At 44.0% G+C, this 20,289-nt stretch carries 17 protein-coding genes; 8 read left to right on the top strand and 9 right to left on the bottom strand.

Annotated elements, in window-relative coordinates:
- Positions 1–151: 151 nt before the first annotated feature.
- Positions 152–1,960, bottom strand: a complete 1,809-nt coding sequence (locus AB4307_RS12930) for a DUF3413 domain-containing protein (protein ID WP_372132034.1) — start codon at positions 1,958–1,960, stop codon at positions 152–154.
- 28 nt (positions 1,961–1,988) lie between these two features.
- Positions 1,989–2,216, bottom strand: a complete 228-nt coding sequence (locus AB4307_RS12935; protein ID WP_017068253.1) for a YejL family protein — start codon at positions 2,214–2,216, stop codon at positions 1,989–1,991.
- Between the two features lie 84 nt (positions 2,217–2,300).
- On the opposite strand from AB4307_RS12935, the gene yejK reads away from it, so the two are divergent.
- The 3 genes from yejK (at position 2,301) to AB4307_RS12950 (ending at position 6,069) form a co-directional block, all read left to right on the top strand.
- Positions 2,301–3,305, top strand: coding sequence for a nucleoid-associated protein YejK (gene yejK / locus AB4307_RS12940; protein ID WP_017061190.1), 1,005 nt, complete (start codon positions 2,301–2,303; stop codon positions 3,303–3,305).
- 105 nt (positions 3,306–3,410) lie between these two features.
- Positions 3,411–4,814, top strand: a complete 1,404-nt coding sequence (locus AB4307_RS12945) for an Hpt domain-containing protein (RefSeq protein ID WP_372132036.1) — start codon at positions 3,411–3,413, stop codon at positions 4,812–4,814.
- Positions 4,815–4,890: 76 nt separating this feature from the next.
- Complete coding sequence (locus AB4307_RS12950) at positions 4,891–6,069, top strand: chemotaxis protein (RefSeq protein WP_372132038.1); 1,179 nt, start codon at positions 4,891–4,893, stop codon at positions 6,067–6,069.
- Positions 6,070–6,165: 96 nt separating this feature from the next.
- Here the strand turns inward: AB4307_RS12950 and nhaC are convergent, their stop codons facing one another.
- Positions 6,166–7,602, bottom strand: coding sequence for a Na+/H+ antiporter NhaC (nhaC, locus tag AB4307_RS12955; RefSeq protein ID WP_017063453.1), 1,437 nt, complete (start codon positions 7,600–7,602; stop codon positions 6,166–6,168).
- A 500-nt stretch (positions 7,603–8,102) separates the two neighbouring features.
- On the opposite strand from nhaC, the gene asd reads away from it, so the two are divergent.
- Positions 8,103–9,221: an aspartate-semialdehyde dehydrogenase gene (gene asd / locus AB4307_RS12960; protein WP_017629874.1), complete on the top strand. Its 1,119-nt coding sequence runs from the start codon at positions 8,103–8,105 to the stop codon at positions 9,219–9,221.
- Between the two features lie 107 nt (positions 9,222–9,328).
- Positions 9,329–9,862: a prepilin-type N-terminal cleavage/methylation domain-containing protein gene (locus AB4307_RS12965; RefSeq protein WP_372132040.1), complete on the top strand. Its 534-nt coding sequence runs from the start codon at positions 9,329–9,331 to the stop codon at positions 9,860–9,862.
- 60 nt (positions 9,863–9,922) lie between these two features.
- On the opposite strand, the gene AB4307_RS12970 is transcribed toward AB4307_RS12965, so the two are convergent.
- Entirely contained in the window at positions 9,923–10,768 is an 846-nt protein-coding gene (locus AB4307_RS12970) for an ion transporter (RefSeq protein ID WP_050651638.1), read from the bottom strand.
- 149 nt (positions 10,769–10,917) lie between these two features.
- Positions 10,918–11,556: a YchE family NAAT transporter gene (locus tag AB4307_RS12975; RefSeq protein ID WP_017061184.1), complete on the bottom strand. Its 639-nt coding sequence runs from the start codon at positions 11,554–11,556 to the stop codon at positions 10,918–10,920.
- Between the two features lie 638 nt (positions 11,557–12,194).
- On the opposite strand from AB4307_RS12975, the gene adhE reads away from it, so the two are divergent.
- Positions 12,195–14,900 carry a bifunctional acetaldehyde-CoA/alcohol dehydrogenase gene (adhE, locus tag AB4307_RS12980; RefSeq protein ID WP_017061183.1) on the top strand — a complete coding sequence of 902 codons (2,706 nt, stop codon included), beginning with the start codon at positions 12,195–12,197 and terminating at the stop codon, positions 14,898–14,900.
- A gap of 186 nt (positions 14,901–15,086) precedes the next feature.
- Here adhE and AB4307_RS12985 read toward each other — a convergent pair whose 3' ends face one another.
- The 3 genes from AB4307_RS12985 to sodB form a co-directional block, all read right to left on the bottom strand.
- On the bottom strand, positions 15,087–15,770 hold the full coding sequence (locus tag AB4307_RS12985; protein ID WP_017061182.1) for an SDR family oxidoreductase: 684 nt from the start codon (positions 15,768–15,770) through the stop codon (positions 15,087–15,089).
- Between the two features lie 278 nt (positions 15,771–16,048).
- A complete protein-coding gene (locus AB4307_RS12990) occupies positions 16,049–16,552 on the bottom strand; it encodes a VC2046/SO_2500 family protein (RefSeq protein WP_276605597.1) in 504 nt (167 codons plus the stop codon).
- Between the two features lie 247 nt (positions 16,553–16,799).
- Positions 16,800–17,384, bottom strand: coding sequence for a superoxide dismutase [Fe] (gene sodB, locus AB4307_RS12995; protein WP_004734050.1), 585 nt, complete (start codon positions 17,382–17,384; stop codon positions 16,800–16,802).
- A 269-nt stretch (positions 17,385–17,653) separates the two neighbouring features.
- Between sodB and AB4307_RS13000 the strand changes: the two genes are divergently transcribed.
- Positions 17,654–17,992, top strand: coding sequence for a Grx4 family monothiol glutaredoxin (locus AB4307_RS13000; RefSeq protein ID WP_004741702.1), 339 nt, complete (start codon positions 17,654–17,656; stop codon positions 17,990–17,992).
- 98 nt (positions 17,993–18,090) lie between these two features.
- Positions 18,091–18,720: a DsbA family protein gene (locus AB4307_RS13005; RefSeq protein WP_017061180.1), complete on the top strand. Its 630-nt coding sequence runs from the start codon at positions 18,091–18,093 to the stop codon at positions 18,718–18,720.
- Positions 18,721–18,910: 190 nt separating this feature from the next.
- Here the strand turns inward: AB4307_RS13005 and AB4307_RS13010 are convergent, their stop codons facing one another.
- Positions 18,911–20,236, bottom strand: coding sequence for a Na+/H+ antiporter family protein (locus tag AB4307_RS13010; protein WP_029235135.1), 1,326 nt, complete (start codon positions 20,234–20,236; stop codon positions 18,911–18,913).
- Positions 20,237–20,289: the final 53 nt, after the last annotated feature.

Here is a 20,289-nt window from a genome sequence, read left to right on the forward strand (position 1 = left end):
CAGCCATCCCTCCAGTGGCGTGAATAATATAAGGGGTGGAGGATCTTGTAAACCCTTAATTTTCATAATTTTGTTTTGTTGCTTGTTTTCTAATCATTCACGGCAATAAAAAAGGGAAGCCATTGGCTTCCCTTTGCTGTTTGCTGATTATTTAGTCATTTTTTGTGTAGAAACGCTGTAGCTCTGTCAGGCCTTGCATCAACACAGGTAAGCGAGGGCTTACGTTTTTCAGGCGCTTGTAATTTTGGTCGTACAATTTGTAGTTACCAAATTTATCCAACACCGTTGTTTGCTGGTCAGTAACAAGAGCAAGTTCACGAGAGTCGCCCGCGAGAATCCACTTTCTGTTACGTTCATTAAACAGGCTGCGACCACTACTGAAATCTGTTGGGTTCGAAGATACACCCAATAGCTCTTGCATCAGTGTTACTGACACGTCTAGATGACTAGAACGGTGGGTGTATTCAGAAGCAGACTTGCCAGGCCAGCTGATAAACAGTGGTACTTGTAACTGATAACGACTGTAGTTGGAGTTTGCACCCCAGCTGTTGGTTTTGGTTTCGTTAAACTCAGTACCGTGGTTAGAGGTAATGATAACCACCGTGTTATCGGCAAGCTCTAAGCGTTCCAGTTCAGCGTAGATAGTTGCTAGCTGAGCATCGGCCGCTGTCGCCGACTTTTGATAATCTGCAGCAAAACGTTCTGCTGTTGTTAACGTTGAGTCCGACTCTGAACTTGAATCGTAGCTGGCGAAGTTATCCAGTGTAGTCAGTTCAATAAAGTTAAACCAAGGGCGTTTAGCTTGTGGTGATTGAATCCAATCAGACCAAGCTTTGATTGCACTCTGGTCATCATAAGTTGCTTGCTGTGGCATAACATCACGGCCTCGGAAGATAATATCCGAGTAAAGTGTATCGCTAAAGTTGTCGCCGCTGAAAGCAGCAAACTTATAATCGTGATTATCTAATACATCCAACAGTACTGCGCTTGACCCTTGAGCTTCGATGCTGCTTGCGTAGCTGCTCGGCAGGCCGTAGAACAAGCCGAAAATACCAAACATATCGTTACTTGAACTGTAGTGGTTGGTGAAGTTGATCGACTGTTGTGCGTAAGCATAGCTGTTTGGCATCGCTGTCGCATTTAGTGCGTCAGCGCGAAGGTTGTTCACACTCACCATCAGGATATTAAGATCATCACTGCGGCGGTTGTATTGAATTTTTTCTAGCGGATAGCTAACTAGGTTTACGTTCTCTTTGTTCGCTTCTAAACGCTCAAGGTACTCTTCACGATCTAATAGGCCATGTTTTTCCATAAAGCTTTTCGCTGTCATTGGGTAAGACAGTGGGAAGTTCGCTTTCTGGCTAGTAATTGGGTTATAGAAATACGCATCAGCCCACATGTAGGTCAAGTGGCTGCTGATGAAACACAAGAAGAAGACGGCAGTAATTGGACGGCCAATGTGTTTATGAGATAGTTTACGCTGCTTACGCCAAACCCATTCAGACAGACCAAGCTGTAATAAGAAGATAAATGGCATAACAATAAAGAGGTGCTGCAAATCAGACGTGAATGCAGATTCCTCTCCACTGAATAAAACCTCCCACACGACAGGCGTCAGGTGGAGGTTTATATTTTGATACGTTTGGGTATCAATCAGTAGGACAGTTAAACCTATGGTCGCAAAACAAACCGCAACCAAACGTAATAACTTCCTCGACGGAAGAATAAAAGTGAGCGGGAACAGCACTAATAGATAGAGCGCGAACACTAAAAAGCCAAAATGACCAACCCACGATGCAGCCAAATAAAATTGACCTAGCAAGGTTTCTGGCCAAGCAGATTGAGTAATATAACGAGTACCAATCAACATCGCAGCAATGATGTTGAAAAATGCAAACCAGTGACCCCAACCAACTAGTCGAGATACACGATCGCTATATGAGTTTGCGCTGTCTACCATTTATAATTCTTTTATCCGTCAATCAAATTTAGTGAGACTTTTTATCTTCAAGAGAAGAAATTAAAGCCTCGGCAAATTTTTCAGCAATTCCTTTGCGTTGTGAAGCAGCAACATTCTGATTTAAGACATTGGTTGCGATATTTCCAGCGATCATCAGTGAAAGTTCTGGCGAAGCTTTGTGCTTAGATAGTACAGCACCTACTTCAGCTAGGATTTTTTCAACTTGATCATCTGTGTATTTAGATATAATCGGCATAAGGACTCTAATAATGATAGTAAAAGCGGCTTATGATAACCTACTATGCACGACAACTGAAACCTGAACGGTAATATTTTCACTATGAGCCTTCACCTTTCCAACGTAATTTTACACCAGCTGAGTAAGAACGATCAGGATGAGCTGATTGTTAACTATCGTGCTGAATCTCTAGAAAACGATGCTTCATCTGAAAGCCTAGTTGCTGAACTTCACCGTGTTTTTAATTCAAAAGCAGGCAAAGGGTTTGGTTCTTTCAAATCTGACAGCGAATTCCAGCAGTGGTTGCATCAACTTCGTGCTGGTGAGACAAACTTTTACGATTTTTCTCAAAAGAGTGCGCAACGTCTAAAAGACGAACTATCAAAGTATCCATTCGCTGACGAAGGTATCTTGGTAATGGCTGAATATCAGTCACTTGCAACAGATTACCTTTTCATTGGTTTATTGCCTTCAAACCAAAGCCTAAAGGTAACAGAAGGGCTTGATATTAGTGCGACTGACTACCTTGATATCTCAAAAATGGATATCGCGGCTCGTCTAGACCTTTCAACTTATGAGACTGATAAAGAGTCAAACCGTTACTTAACTTACATTAAAGGACGTGTTGGCCGTAAAGTCGCGGATTTCTTTTTAGATTTCTTACAAGCTGAAGTTGGTTTGGATGCGAAACAGCAGAACCAAGTACTGATGCAAGCGGTAGAAGACTTCGTTTCTGACTCTAAATTAGAGAAAGAAGAAGCGATCAGCTACAAAAAGCAGGTTGCGGATTACTGTAACGAGCAGCTTAAAGCGGGCGATGAAGTACAAGTTCGTGAACTTTCTGGTGAGTTGCCAGCAAGCACAGATGGCACAAGCTTCTTTGACTATACTAGTGAGCAAGGCTACGAGTTAGAAGACAGCTTCCCAGCCGATCGCGCAACTATGCGTAAACTAACAAAATTTGTTGGTGCTGGTGGCGGTTTGAATGTTAGTTTTGATAGTCTGCTTCTAGGCGAACGTATCTTTTACGATCCGGAGACAGACACGCTTACGATTAAAGGCACTCCACCGAACTTACGTGACCAACTGACTCGCAATAAGTCATAGTCCGAAGTTAACGGATAAAAGCGGCAGCAGGATGTTGTCGCTTATTTTGTGCTCAATCTTTTAGTAAGTGTCATGGCTTCAAGTTAACACGCACAAGGAATATAGATGGAACAATCAGTAGCAAAGCCCAAACGCTTTAAAAAACCAGCGACCTTCTTGGTTGTGCTCTTGGCTCTGTGGCTACTTCCTTCATTGGCTCTTCTTAATCTAAGCCGTTCCTACACCAATTCTCTTGCTCAAATCGAAGAGCTCGGTATTCGAGTCAACGAATTGAGGCAATCGCTCTATTTCTCAGAACCGCTTCGAGTCTCTCGTATCAATGATCTCGCACTCGACGCTCAGTTAGTTTATTCGATCCGACTGCAGATTGAATCTGATTTCCAACACGCCTTGTTTCGTCCTGATGTGAACCAACTGTTGTACGTAGCCGATCAGTTCCTAGAAAAGTTCGATGAGTTCATTCCGATCGAAAGCCAAGTTCAAGACATTGTTGATAACATTAAGATGTTGCGTGCTGATAAAGAGCTTTCCCCTAAGCTAAAGCCACTATTAAATGAATTCGGAGTTGTGGTATTTGAAGCAATGTACTCTGACAATCAAAGTTCGTCAGCGACTTATCGAGCCTTTGATTCCATTCTAGAAAAATCTTATTCATTAGAAACCGAAGAACAAGATGCACTCCAACAACTACTGGCTGATGCGTCAGCATTGTTGAGTGATTACGCTCAGCTTAACTATTTGGTTGATAAGATTAAGAAAAACTCAGTAAATGAACAGATCATAAAACTCGAAGCTGAGTTCCATGATCGTCAATTCAACCTATTGTTGGTGATGCTAGGCTTAAGCTTGGTGGCGATGAGCGGGATAGTGTTTTGGGGCGTTAGGTCCACAAAAACGATGAAAGAAGCAGACCAAGAACTCAGCTCTGAACTAGAAATTAATTCAAGTAAGGAAGACGCTTCTTATAGCGATGTTGTTTCCTCAGCAGTGAAACAAGCAGATAGTGACGCTTATGTATCCGAGAACAGGCCAACGCGCCAGTCTTCCGACTCTCAACCTCCGCAGAGCGTTAACGTTACAAGCCAACCCGTTGTACCGCAATACTCTATTCAGCAAGTCCCTGAACAGGCGCCAGTAGTAGAGAAACACGTTGCCAGTGTCACAGATTCAAAGCCTGCGATTGATATCGAAGACATGTTAGAAACGCTCGATGGTGATGCTGAGTCTGTCGAACTCTTGCTTGGTGTGTTTGTACAAGACCACGCAGGTGACTACGAGAAGTTTAAGTCTTTGTTGACCAAAGATGAAACCTCCGCGGCTCGCATTGTACATAGCTTAAAAGGCGTGGCTGGCAGTATTAAAGCGTCTCGGTTAGCCATCATTGCCGCAACCATTGAAATGACAATGAAGCAGTCCAGAGCGATCAGTGAACATGATTTAGCTGAACTAGAGCAGGCTATAAAAGCCTCTGTGGATTCTGCTCATGAATATTTAGACAGTCAGCGTTAACTTTTACAGGGTTTTTGACAATACTCTGACGAAGCGCTCATACAATCAGCGCCCCTAGTCTTTGTCAGAGGTTTATATGTTACGAGTTTCGAGTCGAAGTTGGATGGTGTTGGTGCTTAGCATTGTGCTAAGTGGTTGTTCTCTCTTAGAAGTTAAGTTAGATAGTCAAACGACGCCTCTCACTCAACAAGAGTTAAATGCTCGGCTCATGACGCGTGAATACGCCAAGATGTTTTTTACACGAGTAGAAGACTCGGCCGATCTCATCGCGCAATCTTACCCTGCTGATGACACCTTACATCAATCTTATGTGTTGCTTTGGAAGATCTATGCAGAGCAGGGCTTACAACAAGCGGCTTACCAAACTTCCCCTATGTCTGCGTTAATTGACTCGTGGGTTTTCACTGCCCAAATGAATCAGTTTTATAGCCAAGGCGACGGCGCGGATCTGTTCGCGACGGATGATGCAGTAGAGACCGCTCGTTTTCTTGATCAAGAAGCCGAGAAGCTGGCAAAGGGTGTATTGAGTTCGAGTGATTTCAAAAACAGCAAAGCGTTCGTTGCGCAGTTTTCTGCTAGCCACCCATTTAAAGACCTCACATTCAGAAGCACACCTGCTTACCGTGAATGGCTAAATTACCTTGGTAAAGACGAGTCGCAAATCGTCCAGAGCTTAGGCACCATGCCAGAAGCAATGAGTGACGCATCTGATCGTTTAAGCCTTATGGCTGACCAGACACCGAAACTGATGACGTGGAAAGCTGAGTTGGTTGCATTGAATAGCTCGCTAACGGGTGAAGACCTATCGATGACGCTAGAAAGCCTTCGTCAAACATCAGCAAGCATGCAAGACTTTATTGAGAACAACCCAGAATACATGCAAACGCTAGCCTCTATTATGTCGACAGAAATGCAGCCATTGCTCAATGATCTTAGTGACAAAACAGACCAAAAACTGGCGATGTTGAGCGATGAACGTGTGGCTTTAGAAAAAATGGTGACACGTGAGAGAGAAGCACTTGTAGAGATGATTGCGAAAGAGCGCATCGAGATTGCGGGTATTGTGACTTCAGAGAGAGAACTGTTCACACAAGACCTTGATCGCGTCTCTCAAGAGGTGGTGGTACTTGCGATTGATAAACTGATGGAGTTAATCAAAGGTGTGATTATCTACTTCATCCTGTTTATCTTAGTGGTGTTCTTTGCTCCGTTAGGTATCGGTTACTGGTTGGGTAAACGAACCGCCAACAAATAAGTAAATCAGCAGATCAAAAAAGAGCGCCCTAGGGCGCTCTTTTTGCATTTAACCATTAACGTTTTGAGTTATGTTCGAAAGCGTTAGCTCCTGAACTTAAGCTTGTTGCTTGCTTAACTCTGTTGCTTCTTCAGCTTCAAACGCTGGTGCTGTTGGTTCACACTTATCAACGAACCAACCCATGTAAGATGTCACGATAGTCACGATGATACAGATGAAGCTTAACCACATGAACGGTGCGTAAGACAGCGTCGCAACACCAAGAATACTCGCCATGTAGATACCGTTATCACTCCACGGAACCATACCCGACGTTAACGTGCCACCAAACTCAGCATTACGCGATAGGTTCTTACGTTTGTAGCCTAAACGGTCGTAGTTTTTCGCACAGATTTTTGGTGTAAGGATTAACGATACGTACATTGCAGAACCGAATACGTTACCCATGAAAGCCGTACCAATTGTGCTAGTCGCTAGTGAACCTGCGCTGTTTACGCGGCGCTCAAACACCTTAGCGATTGTCTCTAGTACGCCCACTTTATCCAGTAAGCCACCAAAACCTAGACCAAATACGATAACCGCAACTGAACCCAGCATTGAAGACATGCCGCCACGGTTAAGAATCGAATCAATAAACTCTACGCCAGATGAGATTGAGAACGGTGCCCAAGCCGTGTTGAATGCCGTTAGGAAGTCGATATCTTGGATCATGACTGCCCAGATAATACCCAGCAGAGAACCAAAACTGATGACCGGGAATGAAGGCATACGGAAAGCCAACAGACCAAGCACGATAAGTACCGGAACGAATGAGTAAGGCGTGATGTAGAACTGAACTTCCATTGCTTTGATTACAGAGTCTACTTGGCTCATGTCAACGTTGCCCGCGTAGTGGAAACCAAACGCAGTAAACATGATGCCTGTAATCACGTAGCTGATTAACGCAACTGGAAGCATGCCCTTGATGTGTTCAACCACTTCAACACCAGACATTGAAGAAGCCAGAATCACTGAATCAGAAAGCGGAGACATCTTGTCACCGAAGTAACAACCTGACAGCACGGCACCTGCAGTAATCGGTGCTGGAACACCTAGACCTTGGCCGATACCCATCATCGCGATACCTGCTGTACCCGCAGCACCCCAAGAAGTACCGGTCGCCAATGCAGTTAGAGAACAGATGATCATGGTCGCTAAAAGGAAGATAGAAGGGTGGATAGCTTTCAGACCATAGTAAATGATAGTAGGTACGATCCCGCCTGAGATCCAAGTACCAACAAGAGCGCCAACGGCTAAAAGTATTAAAACTGCGCCTAAGCCATTGGATATTCCTTTGAGTGCTGCTTTTTCTAAGTCTTTGTATTGGTGTCCAAGACGAATACCAAGAACCATGATAATGAACCAGCCAATATACAAGGCAAGTTGAATTGGAAGGTCAAGCTTTGCAGTAAAGGAAAAAGCAAGGGATAGAAATAGTCCTAACGCGATGAATACCTGCAATAGGTTCGGTAGGCGAGTTTTACTCTGCTTCATAAAAGCCTCTTGTGATTTCGAGCATTTATAGTGCTTCGTTATAGTGTGTGGTGCAAAATGGACACTACAGTAATTAGTTTATTATATCGAAAAAATACGTCTAAGTTGTGATATTTGACTGTTAACTCAATCAATTGTGGTTTCATAATCTAAAATTTTGTTAAATTCATGATGGTTACATGTTGAAATCTGTCGCACGTTATTTTCGTTTTGTAAAATAAAACTCTGATTAACCTTGGTTTAAAAGAGGGATTTACTGTTTGTGATGAGCGTCGATTGAATCGATTTTGGCGATGTAAATGTTTGAATTTGACGATAATGGGCGCTTAATCAATGAGGTGAAGATGGAATGTCGATACAGGGATAACTGCACGATTCATTACGTTCACTTAAAAGAAACGAAAAAGTTACACTTTTTGACAAAAAGCGCTTGAGTTCTGTTTCTGAAAAACTTATAGATGGGGGAGAGCAATTTTTAATTTATACATGGAGAGTGAGCGATGAGAGTAGGTCTAGTTGGTTGGCGCGGTATGGTTGGTTCTGTACTGATGCAACGTATGGTTGAAGAGAAAGACTTCGACTTGATTGAGCCTGTTTATTACAGCACATCTCAGATTGGTATTCCTGCCCCTGTTCTAGGTGGTAAAGATGCGGGTCTACTTCAAGACGCTTTTGATATTGATAGCCTAAAACAGCTTGATGCTGTGATTACCTGTCAAGGCGGCGATTACACATCAAAAGTATACCCAGCACTGCGTCAAGCAGGTTGGAAAGGTTACTGGATTGATGCAGCTTCTACTCTGCGTATGGACGCTGATTCAATCATCACTCTTGATCCTGTTAACTTGGCTCAAATTCAGCAAGGCATTCACAGTGGCACCAACACGTTCGTTGGCGGTAACTGTACTGTGAGCTTAATGCTTATGGCTCTAGGTGGCCTATACGAGAAAGGCATGGTTGAGTGGATGAGTGCCATGACTTATCAAGCAGCTTCGGGTGCGGGTGCTAAGAACATGCGTGAGCTGATCTCACAAATGGGTGTGATCAACGACAGCGTAAGTTCTGAGTTAGCAAACCCTTCAAGTTCAATTCTTGATATCGATAAGAAAGTGGCTGATACGATTCGTTCATCTTCATTCCCAACAGACCAATTTGGTGCTCCGCTTGCGGGCTCACTGATTCCTTGGATCGATGTGAAGCGTGAAAACGGTCAGAGTAAAGAAGAGTGGAAAGCCGGTGTTGAAGCGAACAAGATTCTTGGTCTAGATGGTCAGCCAATCCCAATTGATGGTACTTGTGTACGAATCGGTGCAATGCGTTGTCACGCTCAAGCACTAACGATCAAGCTTAAGCAAGACGTGCCAATGGACGAGATCGAAGAGATCATCGCAACGCACAATGATTGGGTTAAAGTGATTCCTAATGACCGCGACATCACGGCACAGGAGCTAACACCAGCGAAAGTAACAGGCACAATGTCTGTACCTGTAGGTCGTCTGCGTAAGATGTCGATGGGTAACGACTTCCTAAACGCCTTCACGGTTGGTGACCAACTACTTTGGGGTGCTGCAGAACCACTACGTCGTACTCTACGCATTATCCTTGCTGAGAAAGCGTAACTGCTTCATTTTTGAGAATAATTAACGAAGAAGCGCCTTAGGGCGCTTTTTTTGTTTCTGATGACAGAAGCCTGACTTTAAAACCTTACCTTTCGTGCGTCTTAAAGTTGGAGCTAGAAAATGAAGCAAACCTTAAAGGTTTTACTCTTATCGAGTTGATTGTTGTTATCGTCATTATTGGTGTTTTAGCGGTTGTTGCAGCACCTAGGTTTTTAAACATACAACATGACGCTAGGGCTTCGGTTATGGAAGGGCTAGGAGCATCGGTCCATACTGCGGCTGATTTGGCATTTGAAAAAGCCGCAGTAGAAGGTATGGAAGACCAAGAATCATATTTGATTCCTGAGTACGGGCGAGTGAAGTTTGGTTACCCCGCGGTTGAAAAAGGGGGAATGGAGAACTTTTTAGCGATTGATTCAGGGTTTCATGACCTGACGACTGAATGGACATGGGCAGCGCATAATAATGGGCCTGTGACCGACCCTGACCTGTGGCTGATTACCCGATCGGAATATTTGTCGGACGTTCTTCCTAATGACTTCAATACCGCTATCGAGAAGACCCAATGCTATGTGAAATACACGGCTGCAATGGAAGTAAATGATGGCTACCAAGTGGAAGTTTTCACAGATGGCTGTTAGTTGCTTTAGTTAGATAGTTAACAAAACAAAAAGAGCTCTTAGGAGCTCTTTTTTTGGTTTTTATTCGGTCTCGTCGGTGACGACCCGCTTGTCTGGATCTGCTAATTCGCTAGCACAGTGCTTGCAATACATCGCGTCCGAATCATGGCCCGCTCGGTTGCAGTTAGGACACTTAACTAACTCTTTGTGCGAGTTCATCTCATTACTGAGTTCTGCAGTAATGATCCCGGTTGGCACCGCTAAGATAGAGTAACCCAATAGCATGGTCAGTGATGCTATGGCTTTACCAAGCGCGGTCTGCGGCACCATGTCACCATAACCTACCGTAGTGATAGTCACGATGGCCCAATAGATACTGTGAGGAATACTGGTGAAGCCATTGTCAGGACCTTCAATAACAAAGATCAAGGCGCCAAAGATAACCACCAAGATGCCGACGGTGCTAAAGAAGATCAGTATCTTTCGTCGTGCCATTAATAGTGAGCGCAACAGAATATTCGAATCTTGCAGGTAGCGAACCAGCTTTAGAATTCGGAAGATACGCATCACACGCAGCAGTCTCACCACACCCATAAATGAAGCGCCTGGGAAGATGATTGCTAGGTAGGTCGGAAGAATCGCCAATAGGTCAACGACACCATAAAAACTGGTGGCGTAAGATTTTGGCTTTGGGGAGCAATAGAGCCTTAACAAATACTCAAGAGTGAAGAGTGCAGTGAAGGTGTATTCGATATAACGCAGCTGTTGTGACCATTCGGTCATCACATTAGGGATGGATTCTAAGATCAGAACCAACAGCGAAGCCAAGATTGCAACGATCAGAGTTATATCAAATGCACGTCCGGCTGGCGTGTGAGTACCAAAGATAATGACGTACAAATGATGCTTGAGTGGCTTGCGTGACATAAGGAGAGGTTCGTCTTCTGTTAAATGCATTAACAGTCATTATACAAGCTTCATAATAACGAGGCGAGTGAAAGCCCAATTGCTTTACTCGCCTCATCTATATTTCAATATTGTTGCCCTTTATAGAGCAACCGAAATGTTGTTAAACGTTATGCCAAGCCTGGGAACAGATTACGTAGGCCATTGGCGATGAACTCGATGCCCAATGCGCCAAGAATCAGACCCATGATACGAGTGATCACGTTGATACCCGTTTGACCTAAAAAGCGAACGATAACCGGCGCTGAACGGAACAAAAGCCAAGAGCACGTTGCGAATGCGATGATGCTAATGCCGATGCCGACCGTATCAATAGCAGCAGGGTAGCGAGAACCATAAACAATGGTCGAGCTGATTGCACCTGGGCCTGCCATTAGCGGCATAGCAAGTGGAACAACGCCGATCTGCTCTTTGCTGATGTATTCAGACTTCTCTTGTTTGTTCTGCTTATCTTCACCGAGCTTACCGCTCATCATCGAAAATGCGATGCTCAATAACAGTAAGCCACCAGCAACGCGGAATGAATCCAACGAGATGCTAAACATATCAAGCAGCATTTGCCCTGCAACAAGTGACATAATCAAGATCACGGCAACAGCAATATTTGCTTGTAAGGCTGTCCTGTTCCTCTCTTCTGGCGGCATATGAGCAGTAAGAGAAACAAAAACAGGCATGATGCCGATTGGGTTTACGGCAGCAACAAGCCCAAGGAAGAATTGCATAAAAATTGCGAGTTCTAAGCCTTGCATGAGAGCGATCTCCAGTTAGCGTACTTAAGGTTGAAGGGTTGATCTGTGAATAGTTTAGGCGCGTAATGTAAGGGACAAACTCAATTTACGCGAATGAAAAAAACTAACTTGAAATGGGTGATTCTTTTTAGAAAAACTAATTGAATCTCACTTTTGTTTTAAGCCTGTTGCAAGCTAGTTGGTAGTGTTTCATTTTGTAATTTATTATTGAGTAACTGTTAACCGACGCACGAAATTAATAAAAATTATGTCAGAATCTAGCCCGTACAACGCTATGGATATACTCTCAGTAGCACGAATATAGCTGTATACATGTAATTTAACGGACTAAAAATGAAACTTTTTTACAGTTTATTACGCTATGTAGAAAAAAGTTGTCTGTTTGCTTGTTTTTTGCGCGAACGAAAAGTGTGAGTTTAATCTATATAAATCATGCTCTTAAGTTCATTTTTGCGATTGCCTTACTACTTTCTGGTTAATTCTTTTTGGGTAACTGATCTGGGTCAATTTTTTTCACACAGTGAAATAATATACTCAGCCCTGAAAGCAATTTACTAAGAACGCTGGTGTTTAAGGTTAACGGCAAGCAGCGAATTTAATAAAAAGTTTTTAATATTTATTATTTTAGGAGATCCACCATGCCTGTAACTAACTTAGCGGAACTTGATGCTCTAGTAGCTCGCGTTAAAGCAGCACAAGAAGAGTTTGCAACATTCTCTCAAGAGAAAGTAGACGCAATCTTCCGCGCAGCTTCTCTTGCTGCTAACCACGCTCGTATTCCACTTGCTCAACAAGCAGTTGCTGAATCTGGAATGGGTATTGTTGAAGATAAGGTTATCAAAAACCACTTTGCATCTGAATTTATCTACAACAAATACAAAGACGAAAAAACATGTGGCATCTTAGAAGAAGATGACAACCTAGGCACAATGACTATCGCTGAGCCTGTAGGTATCATCTGTGGTATCGTTCCAACAACGAACCCAACTTCTACAGCAATCTTCAAATCTCTAATTTCTCTTAAGACACGTAACGGCATCATCTTCTCGCCACACCCACGTGCAAAGAACTCAACTAACGACGCAGCGAAACTAGTTCTAGACGCAGCTGTTGCAGCTGGTGCTCCAAGAGACATCATCGGTTGGATCGACCAACCATCTGTAGAGCTTTCTAACGCGCTTATGAAGCACGACGGTATCGCACTTATCCTTGCTACTGGTGGTCCAGGCATGGTTAAAGCAGCATACTCTTCTGGTAAGCCTGCTATCGGTGTTGGTGCTGGTAACGTTCCTGTCGTTATCGATGAAACAGCTGACATCAAACGTGCTGTAGCATCTATCCTTATGTCTAAGACTTTCGATAACGGTGTAGTATGTGCTTCTGAGCAAGCTGCAATCGTAGTTAGCGAAGTATATGACGAAGTTAAAGAGCGTTTCGCTTCTCACAAAGCTCACGTTCTATCTAAAGCTGACGCTGATAAAGTACGTAAAGTTCTGCTTATCGACGGCAACCTAAACGCTAAAATCGTAGGTCAACCTGCTCCAGCAATCGCTGAAATGGCTGGTGTTAAAGTTCCTGCTGATACAAAAGTACTTGTAGGTGAAGGTCTTGGTAAAGTTTCTTACGATGACGAATTCGCTCACGAGAAACTATCTCCAACTCTAGGTCTATTCCGCGCAGATGACTTCGAAGACGCAGTTGCTCAAGCGGTAACTATGGTTGAAATCGGTGGTATCGGTCACACATCTGGTCTTTACACTAACCAAGATACTAACGCAGACCGCATCCGTTACTTCGGTGACAAGATGAAGACTGCTCGTATCCTAATCAACATCCCGACTACTCACGGTGGTATCGGTGACCTGTACAACTTCAACGTTGCACCTTCTCTAACTCTAGGTTGTGGTTCATGGGGTGGTAACTCTATCTCTGAGAACGTAGGTCCTAAGCACCTTATCAACAAGAAAACTGTAGCGAAGCGAGCTGAAAACATGTTGTGGCACAAACTACCTAAGTCTATCTACTTCCGTCGTGGTAGCCTTCCAATCGCAATGAGCGACCTAGAAGGTAAGAAACGCGCATTCCTAGTAACTGACCGTTTCCTATTCAACAACGGTTACGCAGATGACGTAGTTAGCTTGCTTAAAGCACAAGGCATCGAAGTTCAAACTTTCTTCGACGTTGAAGCGGATCCAACGCTATCTGTTGTTGAGAAAGGCGCTGAAGCAATGAAGAGCTTCCAACCTGACGTAATCCTTGCTCTAGGTGGCGGTTCTCCAATGGATGCTGCTAAGATCATGTGGGTTATGTACGAGCACCCAGAAACTCACTTCGAAGAACTAGCAATGCGCTTTATGGACATCCGTAAACGTATCTACAAGTTCCCTAAAATGGGTCAAAAAGCTGAGCTTGTATGTATCACTACAACTTCAGGTACAGGTTCAGAGGTTACTCCATTCGCTGTTGTTACTGACGACAAGACTGGTGCTAAATACCCACTAGCTGATTACGAAATCACGCCAAACATGGCTATCGTTGATGCGAACCTAGTAATGAACATGCCTAAGTCTCTAACAGCGTTCGGTGGTTACGATGCAGTAACTCACGCTCTTGAAGCTTACGTATCTGTTCTAGCGAACGAGTACTCAGACGGTCAAGCTCTTCAAGCTCTTAAGATGCTTAAAGAATACCTACCATCAAGCTACAAAAATGGTGCGGCTGACCCAATAGCTCGTGAGAAAGTACACAACGCAGCAACTATCGCTGGTGTAGCATTTGCGAACGCATTCCTAGGTGTGTGTCACTCAATGGCTCACAAAATTGGTGCTGAGTTCCACCTACCACACGGTCTTGCTAACGCACTACTTATCTCAAACGTTGTACGTTACAACGCGAACGATAACCCAACTAAGCAGACTGCATTCTCTCAGTACGACCGTCCACAAGCACGTCGTCGTTACGCTGAAGTTGCTGACCACCTAGGCCTAAGCCAAGCTGGTGACCGTACAGCTCAGAAGATTGAACGTCTACTGACTTGGTTAGAAGAGCTTAAAGTTGACCTAGACATCCCACTATCTATCCAAGCTGCGGGTGTTAACGAGTCTGACTTCATCGCTAAACTAGACGAGCTAGCTGTTGAAGCGTTCGATGACCAGTGTACAGGTGCTAACCCACGTTACCCTCTAATCACTGAGCTAAAAGAAGTTCTAACAACTTCTTACTTCGGCCAACCATACGTTGAAGGCGAAACTTTCGAAGGTACTACAGTTATCCTTAAGAAAGCAGACCAAAAGCCAGCTGAAGCGAAAGCGCCAAAAGCTAAAAAAGAAAAAGCTAACGCATAATAAGTAAGCATTAGTTTTGAGATAAGTTTTCGCTAGCACGATACTTATCTATCGGGAAAAGATGAAAGCCCCAGTCGAGAGACTGGGGCTTTTTTTATGTTTGGTTCGTTTGTAAAACGGATTGAGAGGCAATAGCTCTGCTACTTAATATGAGCTGAGCCAGTCATGTTCAATTGGAATAGGGAGTTAAACCTCTGCCGCGACAACTCGCCCACTGAAGTAGTCATTCGAGACAATGTATTCGGTTGTTCTGGTCAGCTCGTCTTGCAGCTGCGCCCAGTGACATCGGTTGAGCTTGCCATCGGAGTTATGAACGGCGGGAACAACGCCACCGACTCGAATGCCAAAGGGAGTCAGCTCTTTCGCCCAACTATGGGTAAAGCCAGTGATCATTGAGTTTGCGCTCTCTAAGCCAGACACATCGTGAAAGTCATCATGAGATATCACATTCACAATCACGCCTTCCTTATCTTCCTCTCGCAATCTCTCAGCACTGATTTGCCCAAATGCGAACAGGGTCGATGCCATCGATGAGAGATCATTAATAAAGCTGCTCACAGGCTGATCGCCAATTAGGCTAGGCATTGGGGAGCTTATCCAGTTATTGACCAGCACATCGGGTGTCGTGTTGAAGGTGGTTTGAATAAAATCATATACGCTGAGAATCGCTTGGCTGTCATTGCCTTTGAGCGTGTAGTGGTAAACAGAGTCAGAAAACCGGGCACACTGTAGATACGTCGCTTTAAGTGCTTCCGTGTCTTTATCACAAAGGATGACGGTGGCTCCAAGGTTAACAAAGTGGTTCGCAATCGCCCCCCCCAGTCGCGAGCCGGCAGATGTCACCAATATGATTGAGCTTTTTATTTCCATCCCAGTACCTAAACAAATCGTCCATGTCGGATAAGGATGGGTTAAAATTTATACAACGGGTGTGAATTGGTTCAAACTAAGGTGTGCCAATTAATAAGTTTTTATGAAGTTAGTGGCACGTCACATTTTGTAGTAACTTCAAGCGGTAACCGACATCAGGTGTTTTTAGGTTGCCTAAGGCTAGTGGTTCGTATCACTCGTGTGAATACTTTGAAGTGTGCGAGTTAGTCGAAGAAGAGCTATGGATAGACAGCGAAAAAGGGAAAGGTAGGCGACCGCTATACTTGAGCTTGAATTTGATACTGACGTTGCGCGGTGGTTAGCTCATTGTAGAGCGTGGCATGTGGCAAATCAGGTAAATGCTTGTTTGCGAGTTTGCGTCGGTCATGACCAGAAAGGTTTTGGTAAACCTCTTCGGGTAAGTCGGCTGTATCTTCAGGCATGAAGGCAAGCGCTTCAGGTTTCAAGTAATGGCTGAGCTTGGCGCTGGCAAGGCTAGCTTGATGAAAATGATTAGATTGCTGAGCTGAAATCTCATATGAAGACTGGTTTGAACGCAGTTGTTGAGGTTCTGCTATGCCAAATTGTTTGCGCAGGCGATCTTCATTTGTCTCTGTGATTTCAATGGTGTCAATTGGCGTGCAATCACGGACATCATTAGAAAACATAGATAACAGCAACGCGAAATCTGCACGGCGACCTTGCTCAACCGCTTGGCTGATCCCGATGCCGAACTTCAGTTCGTTGATGATTCCTGGTTTGTCTAAAGTATGTATTTGCATGTCGCCTCTCATTGGATACACCTTTAACGGCATGGAGTCGGCAAACTTTAGTGTTTAATTACAGGCAAATAGAGAATTTATGTAGGGTTGGGAAGAAGGCTATCAATAGTTCGAGAAATAAGCGCTATTGGCGGGTTTATTACGAAATGTTTAGATTTTGTGGAACACGACAGATACAAAAAAGCTCACGCCGAGGCATGAGCTTTCAATAGATAACTCGCTATAAATAGCGCAGCGTAAGCAATAATTACTTAGCTAGGTTCTCTTCTACGAAAGACCAGTTTACTAGGTTCCAGAATGCAGCCATGTAGTCAGGGCGAACATTGCGGAAATCGATGTAGTAAGCGTGTTCCCATAGGTCAACAGTTAGAAGTGGAGTAACACCTTCTTCTGTTAGAGGAGTAGCAGCGTTAGAAGTGTTAACGATGTCTAGAGAACCGTCAGCTTTCTTAACTAACCAAGTCCAAGAAGAACCGAAGTTGTTGATTGCTGAATCAGTGAATTTCGCTTTGAATTCTTCGAAAGAACCGAATGCAGCGTTGATAGCTTCTGCAACAGCGCCAGTTGGTTCGCCGCCCGCTTTAGGAGCAAGACAGTGCCAGTAGAACGTGTGGTTCCAGATTTGAGCAGCGTTATTGAAAACACCACCAGTAGAAGTCTTAACGATCTCTTCTAGTGTTTTGCCTTCAAACTCAGTACCTGGGATAAGGCCGTTTAGCTTAACAACGTAAGTGTTGTGGTGCTTACCGTGGTGGAAATCTAGCGTTTCTGCTGAGATGTGTGGTTCTAGCGCGTCTTTCGCGTAAGGAAGAGCCGGTAGTTCAAATGCCATTGCTCAATTCTCCATTGATATGAAAGAGTTAACTCTTTCGATTGCTTCCAGTGATATTATTATTCATGGCTCGCTATACTGCCAACCATGGTCAATTTGCTGACTTGCGATATAGTTTAGCAAGTTTTTACTTTATTAAAAGCTTATTTCATTACTTTTGTGTGAATTGTTAGCTTAGCTTGTTAACCGCTTTTTTTATATGGTTTTTATTCTTTTAGTTTGGGGTAGAATAAAGGCAATAAAAGCCGTAATCCATTAACGAGGAAGCAATGGAAACTATCGATAAAATCAAACAGCAAATTGAAGAAAACACTATTCTACTGTACATGAAAGGTTCTCCTAAGCTACCTAGCTGTGGTTTCTCTTCTCAAGCGTCTCAAGCTCTAATGGCATGTGGCGAAAAATTTGCTTACGTAGATATCCTACAAAACCCTGATATCCGTGCAGAGCTTCCTGCTTACGCACAGTGGCCAACTTTCCCACAACTTTGGGTTGAAGGTGAGCTAATCGGTGGTTGTGACATCATTCTTGAGATGTTCCAAAAAGGCGAACTTCAGCCAATCATCAAAGAAGCAGCGGCTAAAGTTGCTGGCGATGACGCTGAATAAGTTCTAGCCTTTGCGCTGAATAGTTAAAATGAGGGGCCTTAATCAGGCTCCTTTTTTGTTTGAATTGATCGAATCATTGACTCGATAAGGAATGAACAATGAACGTAAAACTTCATTATGTGCATGATCCAATGTGCAGCTGGTGTTGGGGTTACAAGCCAACACTTGAGTTATTGAAACAACAATTGCCTGCGAGCATTGAGTTTAACTATGTAGTGGGTGGTTTGGCCCCGGATTCTGATGAGCCAATGTCAGAAGAGATGAAAGGCAAGCTGCAAGCGATTTGGAAGCAGATCGAAGCTAAGTTGGGTACTGAGTTTAACCATGATTTTTGGACAGAGTGCCAACCTGTTCGCAGTACTTACCCTGCGTGCCGTGCCGTGATTGCTGCAGGTTTTCAAGACCACTACGAAGCGATGCTTGAAGCGATTCAACATGCTTACTACCTTCGTGCGATGTTGCCACATAGCCAAGACACACATTTGCAGTTGGCTGAAGAGCTAGGTATGAATGTTCAACAGTTTGAAAATGACCTTTCTAGCAAGTTATTGGAAAGTGAGTTAGATGACCAGCTAGGCTTTAAAGAAGCGATGGGTGTATTTTCTTACCCGACCTTAATGCTTGAAGTGAACGGCATCTTTAGTGAAGTTGAATTGGATTATCATTCAACGGAAGCGACGCTTAAGTCTATTCGCGAAATTTTAGTGAGTAATGCTCCCGCTGCGTAATTCAGCGAGAGTCATCTGTATTCGCAATGATTTCTAAGGCTTACTCATCAGAGTAAGCCTTTTTTGTTTGGTGTCGCTAGTTCAATGAGAGTGAGCGGAAGGAAGAGTAGAATGAATCTCAGAGACAAAAAAGACCGCACGAGGCGGTCTTTATAAAAGTGAGTGTAGGGCTCTTTAACTACAAACCTAATTACAGAACCATGGCTGCAATCCAACCGAATACGATCAGTGGGATGTTGTAGTGCAGGAATGTTGGAACTACGGTTTCCCATACGTGCTCGTGTTGACCATCAGCATTTAGACCAGACGTTGGACCTAATGTTGAGTCAGAAGCCGGAGAGCCCGCATCACCAAGTGCTGCAGCTGTACCTACTAGAGCGATTGTTGCCATAGGCGAGAAGCCAAATGCTGCTGCTAGTGGAACGTAGATGGTAGCAAGGATCGGAATCGTAGAGAACGAAGAACCGATCCCCATTGTTACTAATAGACCAACGATGAGCATAAGCAGTGCTGCTAGAGGCTTGTTGTCGCCGATGCTTGTTGAAAGTGCTTCAACCAGAGATTCAACGCCACCTGTTTGCTTCATAACTGCAGCGAAACCTGCCGCTGCAATCATGATGAAACCGATCATTGCCATCATGTGAACGCCCTTGGTGAAGACATCTTGTGTCTCTTTCCAAGCAATGACGCCACCGAAGGTAAATACCATGAAACCCGCTAGAGCACCGATGATCATAGAGCCCGTCGACAGTTGAACTGTTAGCGCAGCTACGATACCCGCCGCTGCAACTAAGATGTGCTTCTTGTTGATCTCTTTCACTTCTGTTGAAACAACAGTGTGAGAGGTTTCTTTGTATTGGCGAGGCTTACGGTAAGTAAAGAATACTGCAGTAAGGAGACCGAAGATCATGCCTGCTGCTGGTAACAACATTGCCATAGGTACTTGGCTTGCTACAACGTTTTCAAGACCATTGTCGTGAAGGTTTTTAAGCAGGATGTTGTTTAGGAAGATGCCACCAAAACCAATCGGTAACACCATGTAAGGTGTAATCAGACCAAAAGTCAGCACACACGCAACTAGACGACGGTCTAGGTTCATTTTTGCGAATACGCCTAGTAGAGGTGGGATTAAGATTGGGATGAAGGCGATATGTACCGGAATCACGTTTTGCGAAGACATGGTCACTAAGATCAACGACGCAAGCATGCCGTATTTAAGACCAGTCGATGCTGCACTGTTCTCTTTGCCGTGAATGCGTTTGATAACACTTTGAGCAAGGAGATCTGTGATACCAGAACGTGAGATAGCTACAGCGAATGTACCAAGCATAGCGTAGCTAAGTGCAATCGTTGCACCGCCGCCTAATCCACTTTCGAAAGCCGCGACTGCGTCGTTCAAGCTCATACCAGAGGCTACGCCACCGATAATTGCACTGAACGTCAGAGCAACGACTACGTTTACACGCATCAAAGCTAAAACAAGCATGATGCAAACTGAAATTACAACAGGATTCATATTATTCTCGGGATGTTGTGTTTTTTATGAAGGCAATACGAAAAAACGTTTAC

The organism is Vibrio sp. 10N.261.52.C2 (assembly GCF_041471425.1).
Classification (GTDB): Bacteria; Pseudomonadota; Gammaproteobacteria; order Enterobacterales; family Vibrionaceae; genus Vibrio; species Vibrio crassostreae_C.